Origin of the sequence: Leisingera aquaemixtae (assembly GCF_019801145.1) — a bacterium.
Lineage (GTDB): Bacteria > Pseudomonadota > Alphaproteobacteria > Rhodobacterales > Rhodobacteraceae > Leisingera > Leisingera aquaemixtae_A.
Genome location: NZ_JAHVJQ010000009.1, coordinates 70334 through 86207 on the forward strand (window position 1 = coordinate 70334; position 15874 = coordinate 86207).

Consider the following 15874-nt stretch of genomic DNA (forward strand, 5'->3'; position numbering starts at 1 on the left):
AACAGACGAACGACCGACAGACGAAGGAAGCCCCATGTCCGGACACGGCACGCCCATCCCGATGACCTCCCACCGTGCTGACCCGCTCAAGGGCGTGGCAGAGGTGCCCGGCGACAAGTCGATCTCGCACCGCTCGCTGATCCTGGGCGCGCTGTCGGTTGGGGAGACGAAGATCTCCGGCCTGCTGGAGGGCGAGGATGTGCTGGACACCGCCAAGGCGATGCAGGCATTCGGCGCCGAGGTGGTGAACCATGGCGGCGGCAACTGGTCGGTATTCGGCGTTGGTGTCGGCGGCTTTGCAGAGCCTGACAATGTGATCGACTGCGGCAACTCCGGCACCGGGGTGCGGCTGATCATGGGGGTGATGGCCACCTCTCCGATCACCGCGACCTTCACCGGCGATGCCTCTCTGAACAAGCGCCCGATGGCCCGTGTGACCGATCCGCTGGCGCTGTTCGGCACCCAGTCGGTTGGCCGTTCCGGCGGCCGCCTTCCTATGACGATCGTCGGCGCCGCGGATCCGGTTCCGGCCCGTTACGTGGTGCCGGTGCCGTCGGCGCAGGTGAAATCCGCGGTGCTGTTTGCCGGTCTCAACGCGCCCGGCAAGACCGTGGTGATCGAGAAGGAAGCCACCCGCGACCACACCGAGCGGATGCTGGCAGGCTTTGGCGCAGAGATCACCACCGAGGAAACCGACGAGGGCCGCGTTATCACCCTGACGGGCCGCCCGGAGCTGAAACCGCAGGTTATCGCCGTGCCGCGCGATCCGTCCTCCGCCGCTTTCCCGGTCTGTGCGGCACTGATCGTCCCCGGCTCTGACGTGCTGGTGCCGAACATTGGCCTCAACCCGACCCGCGCGGGCCTCTACTACACCCTGCAGGACATGGGCGCCGACCTGACGTTCGAGAACATGCGCGAGGAGGGCGGCGAGCCGGTTGCCGATCTGCGCGCCAAGTACTCGCCTGATATGAAGGGCACCGAAGTGCCGCCGGAGCGCGCGGCCTCGATGATCGACGAATACCCGGTGCTGTCGGTGGTGGCTTCTTTTGCCGAAGGCAAGACCATGATGGCGGGCGTCAAGGAACTGCGCGTCAAGGAAAGCGACCGCATCGACGCGATGGCCAAGGGCCTGCGCGCCAATGGTGTTACCGTCGACGAAGGCGAGGACTGGTGGGAAGTCACCGGTCTCGGCATTGATGGCGTGCCGGGCGGCGGCACCTGCGAAAGCTTCCTGGACCACCGGATTGCCATGTCCTTCATGGTCATGGGCATGGGCGCGCAGAACCCGGTTTCTGTCGACGACGGCAGCCCGATCGCGACTTCGTTCCCGATCTTCGAAAGCCTGATGGGGGACCTCGGCGCCAAGCTGGAGCGCACATGAGCGAGAGCTTCACCATCGCTGTCGACGGCCCCGCTGCCGCGGGCAAGGGCACATTGTCCAAGGCGCTCGCGGCTCACTATGGTTTCGGCCATCTGGATACCGGCCTCTTGTACCGTGCTGTCGGGGCAAAAATGCTGGACGGCGCGGCGCCGGTTGAGGCTGCGCGAAACCTGACGCCTGAGGATCTGGCACGTGAAGACCTGCGCGGGCCGGAGGTGGCGCAGGCCGCATCCAAGGTTGCAGTGATCGCCGAAGTGCGCGCGGCACTGGTGGATTTCCAGCGGGCCTTTGCACGCCGCGCAGGCGGCGCGGTGCTGGACGGACGCGATATCGGCACCGTGATCTGCCCCTACGCGCAGGTGAAATTCTTTGTCACCGCCAGCGCCGAAGTGCGCGCCCGCCGCCGTTTCCTGGAACTGGCCGCTGCGGGCAAGGTGACGACCCTCGAGGAAGTGCTGGGCGACGTCAAGGCCCGGGACGACCGCGACATGAACCGGGCCGAGGCCCCGCTGCGCCCGGCGGCGGATGCGATCCTGATCGACACCAGCGATCTGAGCATCGAGGAGGCCCTGGCCAAGGCGATGGCAGTGATTGAGGCCCGCCGCGAGGCAGGCGAGAAGCTGCCCTGAGCACCACATGATCAGCAAAACCCGCAGCTGACGCACCAGCTGCGGGCCAAAGGCAGGCAAAACGGGACGAGCGCCTGTCTGCCGTCTGTTCGCCGGGATCAGAGCGCGCCAACGGCGGTGTGCTTGATCTCGGCCCACTGGCTATCGGCGGTCTTGGCGGTGCCGGCCACGTCTTCCAGGAACGCAGAACGGGTGGCAGCATTCAAAAACAGGAACAGCTTGCCGTCATGCACCAGGTACTGGTCCGGGTCGCCGTCAAATTTTTTGCCCACCGACACCCCGTAAGAGCAGAAGCCGCCGTGCTGGGGCAGGTATTTCGATGGATTGGCCTCGAACGCCGTCTTGTTTTCCTCTGACGCGAAGTAATAGGAGGCGCCGTCGATGGTTGCGGAATAGGTTGCGACGCCCTCAACCGGGTTGCGGCTGTCCAGCAGCGCCACCAGATCGACACCATGGGCTGCCAGCGGCGCGCCGCCAGCTGAAATGCCATTGGAGACATTGACCTCATCGGCGGCAAAGGCCGGGGCGGCCAGCGCAGCAGAAAGCGAAATCAGGGCGGTTGTCAAAAGTGTCTTCATGATTTTCCTCATCAGGTTCAGGTGTGCAATCAGGCTCTGCAGCCCGGTGCACTGAGGCTAGATCCGATGGGCTGGACGATTAATCTCCAGTCGTTCAGTTGGTTGTGCAGATCGTTCCATTTTGCTCCCGGTTTCCCACTTCTGCGGTTCACTCATCTGTGCATGGAGACTTGCGCGGGAGCGGATTAGCCTGAGGGAGCATGTCAGAAGGGAGGTGCTTTCATGGCCTGGCTGCGGATGATTATGACTGCCTGTGTTCTTGCCGCGCCGGCCTGGGCGCAGGATGCGCCCGAGGCTGCAGAACCGCCGATGACCTATGAGCGGCTGGGCCGGATCCTCTTTGCCCTGGACGGCAACACGCAGCCGGTCGGCCGCGGTTTCCAGCTGAGTATTTCCGGCGTGCCGATGCTAGTGGTCACCGACCCGGCTGCGGACCGGATGCGGGCGATGGTGCCGCTGCGCCCGTCCGAGGGGCTGACGGCGGAAGAGCTGATGCGGATGATGCAGGCGAATTTCGACACCGCTCTGGATGCGCGCTACGCGGTGGCTAAGGGTCAGCTGTGGGCGGTGTTCATCCACCCGCTGTCGCCGCTAAAGAAGGACCAGCTGATTTCTTCGCTGGGCCAGACGGTCAATATCGCCCGCACCTACGGCACGCTGTACACTGGCGGCGCCTTGCAATTCGGCGGCGGCGACAGCCCGGGCATTCAGCGTCAGCTGATTGAGGAGCTGCTGGAAAAGGGAGAGGAAATCTAACGGCAGTTGGCTCCGGCACGGTACGAGTTTCAGCCTGAAGAAGCGAAACAAGGATGAATTTCGTCACCTGCCGACGCGATTACTATGCGCCAAGTCGCAGTTCGCAGCCTAATGTTGCTGCAAACGGCTTGGAGAGCGCCCATGACCACATTTCTGGACCGCCTGACCGCGCTGCGCCGGGATTTTCACCGGCACCCTGAGCTTGGCTTTCAGGAGGAACGCACCAAGGCCAAAGTGGCGGAGCATCTGCGCGGCTTGGGGCTGGAGGTGCATGAAGGCGTCGGCGTCATAGGGCTGCTGCGCGCCGGCAGCGGAAATCGTGCCATCGGTTTGCGGGCGGACATGGATGCCCTTCCGATCACCGAAACCTCCACCCACGGCTATGTCTCGGAAACGCCGGGCAAGATGCACGCCTGCGGCCATGACGGTCATATGGCCATGCTCTTGGGCGCTGCTGAACGGCTGGTGCAGGAGCAGGGGTTTGACGGCACCGTCGTGTTCATCTTTCAGCCCAACGAGGAACATGGGCTGGGAGCCCAGGCAATGATTGCCGAGGGGGTGCTGGAGCGGTTCCCGATCGAAGAGGTCTATGCCATCCACAACCTGCCCGGTGCGCCGGTGGGGCAGGTCTCGACCCGGCCGGGACAGATCTGCAGCAGCGAGAGCCTGTTTGAAATTTCGATCCGGGGGCAGGGCGGCCATGCCTCGATGCCGCAGGCGGGGGTGGATGCCATTACCGTGGGGGCGGAGCTGGTGCTCGCGCTGCAGACCATCGTGTCGCGCAAGCTGGCTCCGGGCTCCGGCGCGGTGGTCTCGGTCACCGAATTCCTGACTGACGGCCAACGCAATGTGCTGCCGGGCCACGCGGTGCTGAAAGGCGACGTGCGTGCCCGGGTGCCTGAAGACCGCGAGGCGGTCGAGCGCTTCATGCGCCAGATCGCTGCCGGTGTGGCCGCGGCACATTCGGTCGAGGCCAAGGTGAGCTTCAACACCGAGTTCGTCGAGACGATCAACGCCGGTGGCCCGGTTGAGGCCGCCTGCCGTGCGGGCGAGGCTGCAGGCCGCGAAGTGGTCCGCAACCGCCCGCCCATGAGCTTCTCCGAGGATTTTGCCCATTTCGCCGCTGCGGTGCCGGGCTGCTTTTTGCTGTTGGGCAATGGCGAGGAAGGCCCCAGCGGCCAGCCGCTGCATTCGGCGGATTATGACTTCAACGACGCTCTGCTGCCTATTGGCGCGGAGTTCTGGGTGCAGCTGGTGCGTGACCGACTGCCCGTGGGAAAGGACTGACCATGCTTGAGAAATTTAACGCTGCCATCCGCCACACTGCGGGAAACCCGAAGACCGGCGAGGCCGCCTATTCGGTCCTGTCCGAACAGGATTTTGCGAATGCGCAGGCGGAAATCACCGCCTGGGACGGCTATAAGGCGACGCCGCTGGTGTCTCTGACGGGTCTGGCCGGCCAGATCGGCGTCGGGCGGATTGACTACAAGCACGAAGGCCCGCGGTTCGGCCTGGGCAGCTTCAAGGCGCTGGGCGGGTCTTATGCGGCGCTGCGGGTGCTGCAGCGCGAGTTGACCAAACAGCTGGGCCGGGACGTCAGCCTGGAGGAAATCCGCAACGGTGCCCACAAGGACGCCTGCGCCGGGATCACCCTGGTTTCCGCTACCGACGGCAACCATGGCCGCTCTCTGGCCTGGGGCTGCCAGCGGTTCGGCGCGCCTTGCCGCATCTACATCCACGCCGAGGTCAGCGAAGGCCGCGCCGTGGCGATGCGCGAACTGGGTGCCGAAGTGATCCGCATCACGGGCGACTATGACGAATCCGTCCTGCTGGCCAAGAAAGAGGCGGAGGAAAACGGCTGGTTCGTGGTCTCGGATACCTCCTGGGAAGGCTACACCGAGCCGCCGCGCGACGTGATGGCGGGCTACAGCGTGATGACCCGCGAGGCCTGCGAGGCGCTGGAGCAGGCGCCGACTCATGTGTTCCTGCAGGGCGGCGTCGGCGGGCTGGCGGCCTCGGTCGCGGCGGCGCTGCGGCAGTACTATGGCGAGGCTTCGCCGCGGGTGGTGATTGTCGAGCCGGAACTGGCAGCCTGCCTGTTCGACAGCGCCAAGGCCGGCAAGGCGACCAATTTCGCCATTCAGGAAGAAACCATCATGGCTGGCCTCTCCTGCGGCGAGCCGTCGGAAATGGCCTGGGAAATCCTGGCCGAGGAAGCCTCGGACTTTGTGACCATCCCTGACAGTATTGTTGCCCCCGCAGTGCGGCTTCTGGCAAATGCAGAAACCGGCGATCCGGTGGTAGAGGCAGGCGAAAGCGCAGTGGCGGGCCTGTCTGCCCTGATCGCCGCCTGCCAGTCGCCGGAGATGAAGGCCACCCTGGGTCTGGATGAAACCTCCCGCGTGCTGCTGATCGGCTCCGAAGGTGTCACCGACCCGGCGATCTTTGCCGCGATCATGGAAGGCAAGGACCATGTCTGAAGCCCCCGCGCGCGGTTTCCCCGAGACGGAATTCGCGGCCCGCACCGAGAAGGCTCAGGCGTTGATGGCGGCGCAGGGGCTTGACGGTCTGCTGCTGCTGACAGAGCCGGAGGTGCGCTATTTCAGCGGGTTCCACACGCTGTTCTGGCAAAGCCCGACCCGGCCCTGGTTCCTGTTCGTGCCGCCGGCGGGCAAGCCCATCGCCATCATACCGGAGATTGGCGCCGACCTGATGCGCCGCACCTGGATTGAGGACATCCGCACCTGGAGCGCGCCGGCGCCGCAGGACGACGGCATCAGCCTGCTGACAGAACTGTTGTCGCCGATTGCCGGGCGCGGCGGCTCCATCGGATTGATGAAGGGGCACGAAACCTCACTCAGAATGCCGCTGGGCGACTACGAACGCCTGATGGCGGGATTGCCGGGGCTGAAGGTGGCGGATGCCACGCCGCTGGTGCGCGGCTTGCGGATGGTAAAATCCGCAGCCGAGATTGAAAAGCTGGCGCATATCTGCGGCATTGGCTCGCGCACATTTGCGCAAGTGCCGCAGATTGCCCATGAGGGTCTGCCGTTTGAGGATCTGTTCCGCGCCTTCCGGCGCGAGGCGCTGGCACAGGGCGCCGACGATGTGCCCTATCTGGTCGGCGGTGCCGATCAGGGCGGCTACAGCGACGTGATCTCGCCACCGACCACGCGGCCGCTGCAGGCCGGCGACATCGTGATGCTGGATACGGGCGCGACTTGGGACGGGTATTTCTGCGACTTCGACCGGAACTTTGCCATTGGCCGTGCCGACGACCTGTCGCGCCGCGCCTATGATGTGCTGTGGCGCGCCACAGAGGCGGGGATCGCTGCAGCCAAACCCGGCGCCACCTGCCGGGATCTGTTCCAGGCGATGCAGTCCGTGATTGCCGAAATGGACGATCAGGGCGGTGACGTGGGGCGGCTCGGCCATGGGCTGGGGATGCAGCTGACCGAATGGCCCTCCCACGCCGCCTTTGACGAGACGGTGATCGAAGAGAACATGGTGCTGACGCTGGAACCCTCGCTGGGCTATGGCGATGGCCGTATCATGGTGCATGAAGAAAACATCGTGGTGCGTGCGGATGGTGCAGACCTGCTGACCGTCCGTGCCGCGCCGGAATTGCCGGTGATCTGAAGGAGGCCCCGGGCCATGAAGCTCCCCTATGACACGGACGCAGGCATCGGCAGCCGCGCCACCCTGGGTGTGATCGTGCTGGAGACCGACGAAACGCTGGAGCCAGAATTCTCCCGGATGATGGCGCAGGAGGGCGTGGCGCTCTATCACAGCCGCATCCCGATGGTGCCGGAGGTGCGGCCCGAGACGCTGGCGCAGATGCAGGCAGACCTACCTGCCTCGGCCCGGCTGTTTCCCTCCACGCCGGACTTCGACGTGATCGGCTATGGCTGCACCTCGGCCTCGACCGTGATCGGCTCCGCCAAGGTGGCTGAGGCCGTGCAGACCGTTCTGCCGAACGCCAAGGTGACCGATCCGCTGGCCGCCATCATTGCAGCAGGCAAGGCGCTGGGCGCTGCCAGGTTTGGATTCGTGACGCCATACCTGCCGGAGGTTTCGGCGCAGATGCGCGCCAAGCTGGAAGCGGCAGGTTTTGAGATTGCAGGCTTCGGATCGTTTGAGCAGATGGACGACCGTGTCGTGGCCCGGATAACCGAGGCGGCCATTACGGAAGCAGCTAGGCAGGTCGCCAGTCAGGGAGACTGCGATGCGATCGTGATCTCCTGCACCAACCTGCGCTGCCTGCGGATCATTCCGGAGATCGAGACGCAAACCGGGGTGCCGGTCATCTCCAGTAACCAGGCGCTGGGCTGGCACATGCTGCGGCTGGCAGGCGTGACAGATCCGCAACCGCAGTTCGGTAAGCTGTTCACTCTGCCGCTTGCGGACTGACCGCTAAAATTGTTCGGGAATTGCCAGCTGGCAACCTGCGGCAGGCTGCCCCACGGGAGCGGCACAGTCTGCGCTTGTAATCCGCGCGCAGGCTGCCACAGATTGTCCCCGGAAACCTGATTTGCTCCAGCGAGGAAGCCCGGATGCCTGCCGCACGCCCCGAAAACCGGAATGTCCTGTTCATCATCATTGACCAGCTGCGCGCAGACTGCCTGTCGGGCGCGCTGGCGGAGCATGTGGACCTGCCGAACATCCGCGCCTTCATGCAGGAGGCGGTATCGTTCAACCGGCATTTCTCTGTGACCAACCCCTGCGGACCATCGCGCGCGTCGATTCTGACCGGGCAATACGCGATGAACCACCGCTCGGTCCGCAATGGCACGCCCCTGCGCCACGACACGCCGAACATCGCCACCGAGATGCGCAAGGCAGGGTATCTGCCGATGCTGTTCGGCTATACCGACACCTCTCAGGATCCGCGCGCTTTTGACGCCAACGATCCCGCGCTTCGGACTTATGAATACCCGATGAACGGCTTCCATGAAGTGACTGAGATGCGGCTGGAAATGTCCTATCCCTGGCAATCGCATCTGATGAGCCGCGGCTATGAATTCGAGAACTACTGGGACGTCTACAAGCCGGTTTCACCGGATGGCGGCGCACCCCGGCTGAATGATCCGGCGCTGTACGCGGCGGAGGACAGCGATACCGCATTTCTCACCAACTCATTCCTCAACACGATGCCGGCCCACGGCAAGGACAGCTGGTTTGCGCATCTGACCTATATCCGCCCGCACCCGCCGCTGGTGGCGCCGGCGCCCTACAACAGCATGTATGACCCGGCCAGCCTGCCGCTGCCGCAGCGGCTGGCAAAGCCGGAAGAGGAAAGCGCACAGCACCCCTTCTTTGGCCCGCTGCTGCGCAAGAACACCGCCGCCAGCTTTGTCGAGGGCTTCCCGGACCTGGAGCCATCTGATGAGAACATTCAAACCCTGCGTGCGGTCTACCTGGGGCTGGCAACGGAAGTGGATCATCATGTCGGGCGGGTGATCCGGTTCCTGAAGGACAGCGGGCAGTATGACAACACCATGCTGGTGGTCACCGCCGACCATGGCGAAATGCTGGGCGACCGGCATTCCTGGGGCAAGATGACGGTCTATGACGCCGCCTATCACACGCCGCTGATCATCCGGATGCCGGGCAACGAACAGAACGCGGGCGCCTGCCTGTCTCAGATCACTGAATCCATTGATGTGACGCCGACCATTCTTGAGTGGGCGGGGCAGGAGGTGCCGAATTCCATGGACGGGCGGTCGCTGCTGCCGCTCCTGAGGGGGGAGGCGCCGCAGGACTGGCGGCAGTATTCCTTCTCGGAGCTGGATTTCTCGGAGCCGCTTGAGCCGACACTGTGGCAGCAGGAGCTTGGCACCACCGCCAGCGATTCCTGCCTTGGCATCCTGCGGGATGAGCGGTTCACGCTGGTCGAGTTCGCCGCCGATCTGCCGCCGATGCTGTTTGACAGCCAGGGACAGGGAGAACTGGAGAACGTGGCCGGGCAGGAGGCATATGCAGGCGATCTGAACCGGCTGACCCGGCTCATGCTGCGCCACCGGATGAAGAACATGGACCATACTCTTTCGCTGACGGCAATCACTGGCGATGGCCCCCGCAGCAAGCCCCGGTATCCGCAATAACGTTTGCAGCCGTTTCCGCCGTCACCCGCGCCGCTGTGGGCGACAGGTCCGGTCTCAAGGTTCAGGGTCGGGTCCTCCGGCGGCGCATGGCAGGAGATTGCTGCTGTTGCAAATCATTCGCAATTTCGTTGACAGTTGAGAATGATTTGCAATAACAGTGCCTCAGACACGCCTTCAAAGGGAGAATCGGATGTTTCCGAAGTTGCTCAAGACCGTATCCGCAGCTGCCATCGCAGCGGTTGCTGCCAGCACTGCCATGGCAGAAGACAAGATGAAGGTTGTTACCACCTTCACCGTTCTGGCCGATATGGCGGCCAATGTGGCAGGTGACGCGGCTGAGGTCGTCTCGGTCACCAAACCCGGCGCGGAGATCCACGGCTATGAGCCGACCCCGCGCGACATCGTCCGGGCGTCCGATGCCGACCTGATCCTGTGGAACGGCATGAACCTTGAGCTGTGGTTCGAGCAGTTCCTGTCTAACCTCGACGATGTGCCTTCCGTCACCCTGACCGACGGCATCGACCCGATCCCGATCGCGGCCGGCTCCTATGAGGGCAAGCCGAACCCGCACGCCTGGATGGGCCTGGATAACGCACTGATCTATATCGACAACATCGTCGAGGCCTTTGCTGAGCATGACCCGGAAAACGCCGCGGTCTATGTCAAGAACGCAGGTGAATACAAAGACAAGCTGCGCGCCACCATCGAGCCGCTGCGCCGTTCCATCTCGGAAATTCCTGAGGACAAGCGCTGGCTGGTGACCTGCGAAGGCGCCTTCAGCTACCTGGCCCGCGATTTCGGCATGAAGGAGCTGTACCTGTGGCCGATGAACGCCGATCAGGTCGGCACCCCGCAGCAGGTGCGCGCAGTCATCGACGGCGTCCGTGCCAATGACATCCCGGTGGTGTTCTGCGAAAGCACCGTGAACACTGCGCCGGCTGAACAGGTCGCCCGCGAAACCGGCGTGGCTTATGGCGGTGAGCTCTATGTCGACTCGCTCAGCGAGGCGGACGGCCCGGTGCCGACCTATCTGGATCTGCTCAAGGTCACTTCGCAGACGGTGGCCCGCGGGCTGACTGAAGTCACCAACTAAACCTGCCCTTGTTTCATATCCCGATGCCCCGCAGCAGATGTTGCGGGGCGTTTCATTTCACAAAGCACAATTTCTGTGTGTAACTCTGCAGGACAGCCCATGCTTGATGCCAGCGAGACCCACATCATGAATACAAGCACCGCGCCTGTGGATGGCGGGATTGCCGCAAAGAATGTCACGGTGACCTATCGCAACGGCCATACCGCGCTGTGGGATGCCAGCTTTGGCATTCCCCGCGGCACGGTGACGGCACTGGTCGGGGTGAACGGCGCCGGCAAATCGACCCTGTTCAAGGCGATCATGGGGTTTGTCCCTGCGGCACAGGGCGAGATCCGCATCCTTGGCATGACAGTGAAGGATGCGCTGCGCAAGAACCTCGTGGCCTACGTTCCGCAGTCGGAGGAGGTCGACTGGGCCTTCCCGGTGCTGGTCGAGGACGTGGTGATGATGGGCCGCTACGGCCACATGGGCTTTCTGCGCCGCCCCAAGGCGGCCGATCACGAGGCTGTCGATCAGGCGCTGCGCCGGGTCAACATGCAAGACTTCCGCCACCGCCAGATCGGCGAGCTGTCCGGCGGCCAGCGCAAGCGGGTGTTCCTGGCTCGGGCGTTGGCGCAGGACGGGCAGGTGATCCTGCTGGACGAACCCTTCACCGGCGTTGATGTGAAGACCGAGGAGCAGATCATCGCCCTCTTGCGCGAACTGCGCGACGAGGGCCGGGTGATGCTGGTTTCCACCCACAATCTCGGCAGCGTGCCGGAGTTCTGCGACCGAACCGTGCTGGTGAAAGGGACTGTGCTTGGGTATGGCCCGACCGAGACCACCTTTACCCGCGAAAACCTGGAACACGCCTTCGGCGGCGTGCTGCGCCACTTCACCCTGGGCGGCGATGCCCTGCATGACGACGGCGATACCCGCGAAGTTACCATCCTGACCGACGACGAGCGCCCGTTTGTCCAATACGGCGAAAAGACCCAGACAAGCGACAGCAAGGGCGAGGGCGGGGGCCAGCAATGATGGAATACCTGCTGGAACCGTTCACTTACGGCTACATGACAAACGCGATGTGGGTCTCGGCGCTGGTGGGCGGCGTCTGCGCCTTCCTGTCGGCTTATCTGATGCTCAAGGGCTGGTCGCTCATTGGCGATGCACTCTCCCATTCGGTGGTGCCCGGTGTGGCCGGCGCCTACATCCTGGGCCTGCCCTTTGCGCTGGGCGCCTTTATCGCGGGCGGGCTGGCGGCGGGGGCGATGCTGTTCCTGTCGGAACGATCCGGCCTCAAGGTCGATGTGATCATCGGTCTGATCTTCACCTCCTTCTTCGGGCTTGGCCTGTTCATCGTCTCGGTCAGTCCGATGTCCGTCTCGGTGCAGACCATCACCATGGGCAACATCCTGGCAATCACGCCGGAGGACACACTGCAGCTGGCCATCATCGGTTTTGTTTCGCTGGCGGTGCTGCTGGCGAAATGGAAAGACCTGATGGTCACCTTCTTTGACGAAAACCATGCCCGCACCATCGGGCTGCGGCCCGGCCTGCTGAAGGCCGTGTTCTTCGTGCTGCTGTCGGCCTCTGTGGTGGCGGCGATGCAAACCGTCGGCGCCTTTCTGGTAATTGCCATGGTGGTGACGCCCGGGGCGACCGCCTATCTGCTCTGCGACCGCTTCCCGCGGCTGATCATGGTCTCGGTGCTGATTGGCGCCCTCACCAGTTTCTTTGGCGCCTATGCCAGCTATTTTCTGGACGGTGCTACCGGCGGCATCATTGTGACGCTGCAGACTCTGATCTTCCTTTTGGTCTTTGTCTTTGCCCCGAAACACGGGCTACTGGCCGCCAAGCGCAAGGCCCGCGAAGCGCTGAAGCGCGGCCCCGTTGCACAAGGAAGGGCTGCGTGATGGATATCGATACGCTGCTGATGCCGTTCCAGTTTGCGTTCATGCAGAACGCTTTCCTGATCTCCTTGATCGTTTCTGTGCCAACGGCGCTCTTGTCCTGTTTCCTGGTGATGAAAGGCTGGGCGCTGATGGGGGATGCGGTCAGCCATGCGGTGCTGCCGGGAATTGTGCTGGCCTATATCGTGGGGTTGCCGCTGATCATCGGGGCCTTTGCCGCCGGTATGCTCTGCGCCGTTGCCACTGGCTTCCTGTCCGGCAATAGCCGGGTCAAGCAGGACACCGTAATGGGGGTGGTATTCTCTGGCATGTTCGGGCTCGGCATCGTGCTCTATGTTTCGGTGGAGACCAACGCCCACCTGGATCACATCCTGTTCGGCAACATGCTGGGGGTGGAGCCGGATGAACTGTGGACCGCGGGCATCATCTCACTGGCGGTCGGGGCAGCCCTGGTGCTGAAATGGAAGGACCTGCTGCTGCACAGCTTCGATCCTGCGCAGGCGCAGGCCTCGGGCCTGCCGGTCACGGCGCTGCACTACGGTCTGCTGGCGGCCTTGTCGCTGACCATCGTGGCAACCCTGTCGGCTGCTGGGCTGATCCTCGCCATCGGGTTGCTGATTGCGCCGGGGGCGATTGCCTTCCTGGTGGTGCGTAAGTTCAGCACCATGCTGTGGGTCTCGGTTCTGGTCTGTATGTTCTCGATGCTGGCGGGCACATATGCCAGCTTCTTCCTCGACAGCGCCCCGGCGCCGACCATCGTGCTGATCCTGACCGCGCTGTTCATCATCGCTTTCGTGCGCCGGCTGTACCTGACCCGCAAGACCTCGATGCAGCGGGCTCGCGGCACAACCGGCGCCGTGTGAATCACACGGTTCCGGGCTTCGCCATCTCCAGCAGCCACTGCCGCACCAGTTCCGCGTTGGGGACCAGATCCTGAGTCTTTGACCACACCAGATAGAACCCCGATCCGGTGGTCCAGGACCACTCCTTGCGCGCCGCCAGCAGCCCCTGTTTGATCAGTGGCTCCGTCACATGCTGCCAGCCGAATGCAAAGCCTTCACCCGCAATCGCCGCCTGCAGCACCAGCGCATAATCGTTTAGGCGCATGCCCGCGGCGGGCGGGCGGCCGGTGACCCCAAAGTGCTCGAACCACTGCTGCCACCTGGGGCGCTCCCGGATCGGTTCCTCCAGATGGATCAGCCGCTCGTGCAGCAGGTTCGGCACCGTCGCCAGATTGACTGCCGAGGCCATCACCCGCGGGCTGGCCACCGGAAAGATCACCTCCGGCGCAATCAGCACCGAATGGCAGTCCGGCCAGGTACCGTCGCCGCGTCGCACCGCCAGCGAAATGCCTTCTGTATTGATATCCGGTTCACGGTCGGAGCTTTGCAGCCGCAGGTCGATATCGGGGTGCGCCTCATGCAACTGGGCCAGTCTTGGCATCACCCAGTAGTATGCAAAAGCAGAGGAGCAGTTGAGCGTCACATGGTCATTGCGCCCGAACTGCCGCACGGCCTTGGCAGAGGACAGGATGTCCCCAAGCGCCTTGGAGACATCGGTGTAAAGCCGCATTCCAGCCCCGGTCAGTTCCACCTTGCGGTGGCCGCGGCGGAATAAAATAACGCCCAAAGACGCTTCCATCTGCTTGATCGCCGCACTGACGGCAGGCTGCTGAACGTTCAGTTCTTCTGATGCACGGGTGAAAGAGCCGTGCCTGGCGGCGGCTTCAAACACGATCAGGTGGCGGGGGCTGGTGAGGAGTTTCCACAGTTCTTGCATAACTGTGAATTATCCAAATCATCAGAATTTTCAACCGTCACAACGTCAGCGCCGGGTCTTATTGTTCCGCAACGCCTGAAGATTGGAGAGCCCAATGGCCCGACGTGCGCGCGCATCCCGCGACAGAAACACTGCCCCCGCCGGCGCTCCGGCTTCGCCCTGGATCCGGCGTTCGCTGCCGTTCTTTGACGTGCTGGACGAGGAAAAGCTGGTTCGGCTGGAGGCCCAGGTCGACTGGATTTTCGAGGAGGTTGGCATCGCCTTCCGCGACGATCCGGAGGCGCTGCGCATCTGGAAAGAGGCCGGGGCAAAGATTGATGGTGACACGATCCGCGCCGATGCGCAGTGGATCCGCGCCCTGTGCGCCAAGGCGCCGCGCGAGTTCACCCAACTGGCCCGCAACCCGGCGCGGTCGGTCACCATCGGCGGCACCAATCAGGTGTTCGCCCCGATCTACGGCGCGCCGTTTGTGCGTGATCTGGAAGGCGGGCGGCGTTATGGCGACATGGAGAGCTTCGAGAAGCTGGTGAAGCTCACCTACATGCATCCGAACCTGCATCACGGCGGGTTCGTGATCTGCGAGCCCTGCGATGTGCCGGTCTCCAAGCGCCATTTCGATATGCTCTATGCCCATATGACACTGAGCGACAAACCGCATTTGGGCGCCATCACCGAGATGAGCCGGGCGCAGGACAGCGTCGATATGGCTGAGATCGTCTTTGGCAAGGATGTCATGGACAATAACTGCGTGATCATGGGCAATGTGAACACCAATTCGCCGCTCTTGGTCGACAAGGTGGTGACCGAGGCGATCCGCACCTATTCCGCCCGCGGGCAGGGAATTATCGTTGTGCCGTTTATCCTTACGGGTGCGATGGGGCCGGTTTCCACCGCGGCATCAGTGGCACAGGCGATGGCGGAGGCGATGATGGTCTGCGCCTTTACCCAGATCGTCCGTCCGGGTGCGCCCTTTGTGCTGGGCAACTTCCTGTCGTCTATGTCGCTGAAGTCCGGCGCGCCGACATTCGGGATGCCGGAGCCGGTGATTTCCAACTACGCCATCGGCCAACTAGCCCGCCGGGCCGGGTTGCCCTTGCGCTGCGGCGGATCTCTGACCGCGTCCAAGATCGAGGATGCGCAGGCTGCCTATGAGAGTGCCGACTCGATGCATTCCACTATGCTGGCCGGCGCCAACTATGTGCTGCATTCGGCGGGCTGGCTGGAGGGCGGGCTGTGCACCGGGTTCGAGAAGCTGATCATGGATGCGGACCGGCTGGGCTCCTACCAGAAAGTGCTGAGCCAAGGGCTGGATACCAGCGACGAGGCCTTTGCCCGCGATGCCTATGGTGAGGTGGAGCCGGGTGGGCATTTCCTGGGCTCTGCCCACACCATGCGCAATTACCAGACCGCGTTTTATGAGCCCAAGCTGAGCGACAGCGAAAACGTCGAAAGCTGGGAAGAAGGCGGCTCCAAGGACATGCGCCAGCGCGCCTATGAACGCTGGAACCAGATGCTGAACGAGTATCAGGCGCCGCCGATGGATGAGGCGGTGAAGGAGGAACTGGCCGCCTATGTCGCCCGCCGCAAGGAGGAGATCCCGGATGCGTGGTACTGAGTTAACCCTTTCTTCACGCATAAGTTCAGCTGATGCAGGGAGGGGCG

General features: G+C 63.4%; 15 protein-coding genes. 13 read left to right on the forward strand and 2 right to left on the reverse strand.

The features are described from left to right. Positions 1 to 34 precede the first annotated feature (34 nt). The gene (gene aroA / locus KUW17_RS18265; protein WP_222481735.1) at positions 35 to 1381 is read left to right on the forward strand and encodes a 3-phosphoshikimate 1-carboxyvinyltransferase; all 1347 of its coding nucleotides are present in this window, start codon (positions 35 to 37) and stop codon (positions 1379 to 1381) included. Next, positions 1378 to 2010, forward strand: a complete 633-nt coding sequence (locus KUW17_RS18270; RefSeq protein ID WP_222481736.1) for a (d)CMP kinase — start codon at positions 1378 to 1380, stop codon at positions 2008 to 2010. Before aroA ends, KUW17_RS18270 begins: the two co-directional genes overlap by 4 nt. Positions 2011 to 2108: 98 nt before the next feature. On the opposite strand, the gene KUW17_RS18275 is transcribed toward KUW17_RS18270, so the two are convergent. After that, positions 2109 to 2588: a YHS domain-containing (seleno)protein gene (locus KUW17_RS18275; protein WP_222481737.1), complete on the reverse strand. Its 480-nt coding sequence runs from the start codon at positions 2586 to 2588 to the stop codon at positions 2109 to 2111. Between the two features lie 222 nt (positions 2589 to 2810). Between KUW17_RS18275 and KUW17_RS18280 the strand changes: the two genes are divergently transcribed. The 10 genes from KUW17_RS18280 to KUW17_RS18325 all read left to right on the forward strand — a co-directional run bounded on the left by KUW17_RS18280 (position 2811) and on the right by KUW17_RS18325 (position 13296). Then, positions 2811 to 3344 carry a hypothetical protein gene (locus tag KUW17_RS18280; RefSeq protein WP_222481738.1) on the forward strand — a complete coding sequence of 178 codons (534 nt, stop codon included), beginning with the start codon at positions 2811 to 2813 and terminating at the stop codon, positions 3342 to 3344. 141 nt (positions 3345 to 3485) lie between these two features. Beyond that, on the forward strand, positions 3486 to 4631 hold the full coding sequence (locus tag KUW17_RS18285) for an amidohydrolase (protein ID WP_222481739.1): 1146 nt from the start codon (positions 3486 to 3488) through the stop codon (positions 4629 to 4631). Positions 4632 to 4633: 2 nt separating this feature from the next. Beyond that, positions 4634 to 5824: a diaminopropionate ammonia-lyase gene (locus KUW17_RS18290; RefSeq protein ID WP_222481740.1), complete on the forward strand. Its 1191-nt coding sequence runs from the start codon at positions 4634 to 4636 to the stop codon at positions 5822 to 5824. Beyond that, the gene (locus KUW17_RS18295; RefSeq protein ID WP_222481741.1) at positions 5817 to 6983 is read left to right on the forward strand and encodes a M24 family metallopeptidase; all 1167 of its coding nucleotides are present in this window, start codon (positions 5817 to 5819) and stop codon (positions 6981 to 6983) included. The genes KUW17_RS18290 and KUW17_RS18295 overlap by 8 nt, the downstream gene beginning before the upstream one ends. A 15-nt stretch (positions 6984 to 6998) precedes the next feature. Further along, complete coding sequence (locus KUW17_RS18300) at positions 6999 to 7754, forward strand: aspartate/glutamate racemase family protein (RefSeq protein WP_222481742.1); 756 nt, start codon at positions 6999 to 7001, stop codon at positions 7752 to 7754. A 143-nt stretch (positions 7755 to 7897) separates the two neighbouring features. Continuing rightward, positions 7898 to 9448: an alkaline phosphatase family protein gene (locus KUW17_RS18305; RefSeq protein ID WP_222481743.1), complete on the forward strand. Its 1551-nt coding sequence runs from the start codon at positions 7898 to 7900 to the stop codon at positions 9446 to 9448. Between the two features lie 190 nt (positions 9449 to 9638). Next, a complete protein-coding gene (locus KUW17_RS18310) occupies positions 9639 to 10541 on the forward strand; it encodes a metal ABC transporter substrate-binding protein (RefSeq protein WP_222481744.1) in 903 nt (300 codons plus the stop codon). 99 nt (positions 10542 to 10640) lie between these two features. Next, a complete protein-coding gene (locus KUW17_RS18315) occupies positions 10641 to 11558 on the forward strand; it encodes a manganese/iron ABC transporter ATP-binding protein (RefSeq protein WP_315899409.1) in 918 nt (305 codons plus the stop codon). After that, positions 11558 to 12436 (forward strand): metal ABC transporter permease, encoded by an 879-nt coding sequence (locus KUW17_RS18320; RefSeq protein WP_222481874.1) that lies wholly within the window; start codon positions 11558 to 11560, stop codon positions 12434 to 12436. The genes KUW17_RS18315 and KUW17_RS18320 overlap by 1 nt, the downstream gene beginning before the upstream one ends. Beyond that, complete coding sequence (locus KUW17_RS18325) at positions 12436 to 13296, forward strand: metal ABC transporter permease (RefSeq protein WP_222481875.1); 861 nt, start codon at positions 12436 to 12438, stop codon at positions 13294 to 13296. The genes KUW17_RS18320 and KUW17_RS18325 overlap by 1 nt, the downstream gene beginning before the upstream one ends. A gap of 1 nt (position 13297) precedes the next feature. Here KUW17_RS18325 and KUW17_RS18330 read toward each other — a convergent pair whose 3' ends face one another. Continuing rightward, positions 13298 to 14212 carry a LysR substrate-binding domain-containing protein gene (locus tag KUW17_RS18330; protein ID WP_222481745.1) on the reverse strand — a complete coding sequence of 305 codons (915 nt, stop codon included), beginning with the start codon at positions 14210 to 14212 and terminating at the stop codon, positions 13298 to 13300. Positions 14213 to 14306: 94 nt separating this feature from the next. Here KUW17_RS18330 and KUW17_RS18335 point away from each other — a divergent pair, with 94 nt between their 5' ends. Beyond that, positions 14307 to 15827, forward strand: coding sequence for a trimethylamine methyltransferase family protein (locus tag KUW17_RS18335; protein WP_222481746.1), 1521 nt, complete (start codon positions 14307 to 14309; stop codon positions 15825 to 15827). Positions 15828 to 15874: the final 47 nt, after the last annotated feature.

What these genes read in the sequence shown, in the direction of transcription:
- KUW17_RS18280 (WP_222481738.1), top strand. Translation starts at nt 2,811, where the DNA reads ATGGCCTGGCTGCGGATGATTATGACTGCCTGTGTTCTTGCCGCGCCG.
- KUW17_RS18305 (WP_222481743.1), top strand. Translation starts at nt 7,898, where the DNA reads ATGCCTGCCGCACGCCCCGAAAACCGGAATGTCCTGTTCATCATCATT.
- KUW17_RS18310 (WP_222481744.1), top strand. Translation starts at nt 9,639, where the DNA reads ATGTTTCCGAAGTTGCTCAAGACCGTATCCGCAGCTGCCATCGCAGCG.
- KUW17_RS18275 (WP_222481737.1), bottom strand. Translation starts at nt 2,588, where the DNA reads ATGAAGACACTTTTGACAACCGCCCTGATTTCGCTTTCTGCTGCGCTG.
- KUW17_RS18270 (WP_222481736.1), top strand. Translation starts at nt 1,378, where the DNA reads ATGAGCGAGAGCTTCACCATCGCTGTCGACGGCCCCGCTGCCGCGGGC.
- KUW17_RS18335 (WP_222481746.1), top strand. Translation starts at nt 14,307, where the DNA reads ATGGCCCGACGTGCGCGCGCATCCCGCGACAGAAACACTGCCCCCGCC.
- KUW17_RS18325 (WP_222481875.1), top strand. Translation starts at nt 12,436, where the DNA reads ATGGATATCGATACGCTGCTGATGCCGTTCCAGTTTGCGTTCATGCAG.
- KUW17_RS18285 (WP_222481739.1), top strand. Translation starts at nt 3,486, where the DNA reads ATGACCACATTTCTGGACCGCCTGACCGCGCTGCGCCGGGATTTTCAC.
- KUW17_RS18295 (WP_222481741.1), top strand. Translation starts at nt 5,817, where the DNA reads ATGTCTGAAGCCCCCGCGCGCGGTTTCCCCGAGACGGAATTCGCGGCC.
- KUW17_RS18330 (WP_222481745.1), bottom strand. Translation starts at nt 14,212, where the DNA reads ATGCAAGAACTGTGGAAACTCCTCACCAGCCCCCGCCACCTGATCGTG.
- KUW17_RS18320 (WP_222481874.1), top strand. Translation starts at nt 11,558, where the DNA reads ATGGAATACCTGCTGGAACCGTTCACTTACGGCTACATGACAAACGCG.
- aroA (WP_222481735.1), top strand. Translation starts at nt 35, where the DNA reads ATGTCCGGACACGGCACGCCCATCCCGATGACCTCCCACCGTGCTGAC.
- KUW17_RS18315 (WP_315899409.1), top strand. Translation starts at nt 10,641, where the DNA reads ATGCTTGATGCCAGCGAGACCCACATCATGAATACAAGCACCGCGCCT.
- KUW17_RS18300 (WP_222481742.1), top strand. Translation starts at nt 6,999, where the DNA reads ATGAAGCTCCCCTATGACACGGACGCAGGCATCGGCAGCCGCGCCACC.
- KUW17_RS18290 (WP_222481740.1), top strand. Translation starts at nt 4,634, where the DNA reads ATGCTTGAGAAATTTAACGCTGCCATCCGCCACACTGCGGGAAACCCG.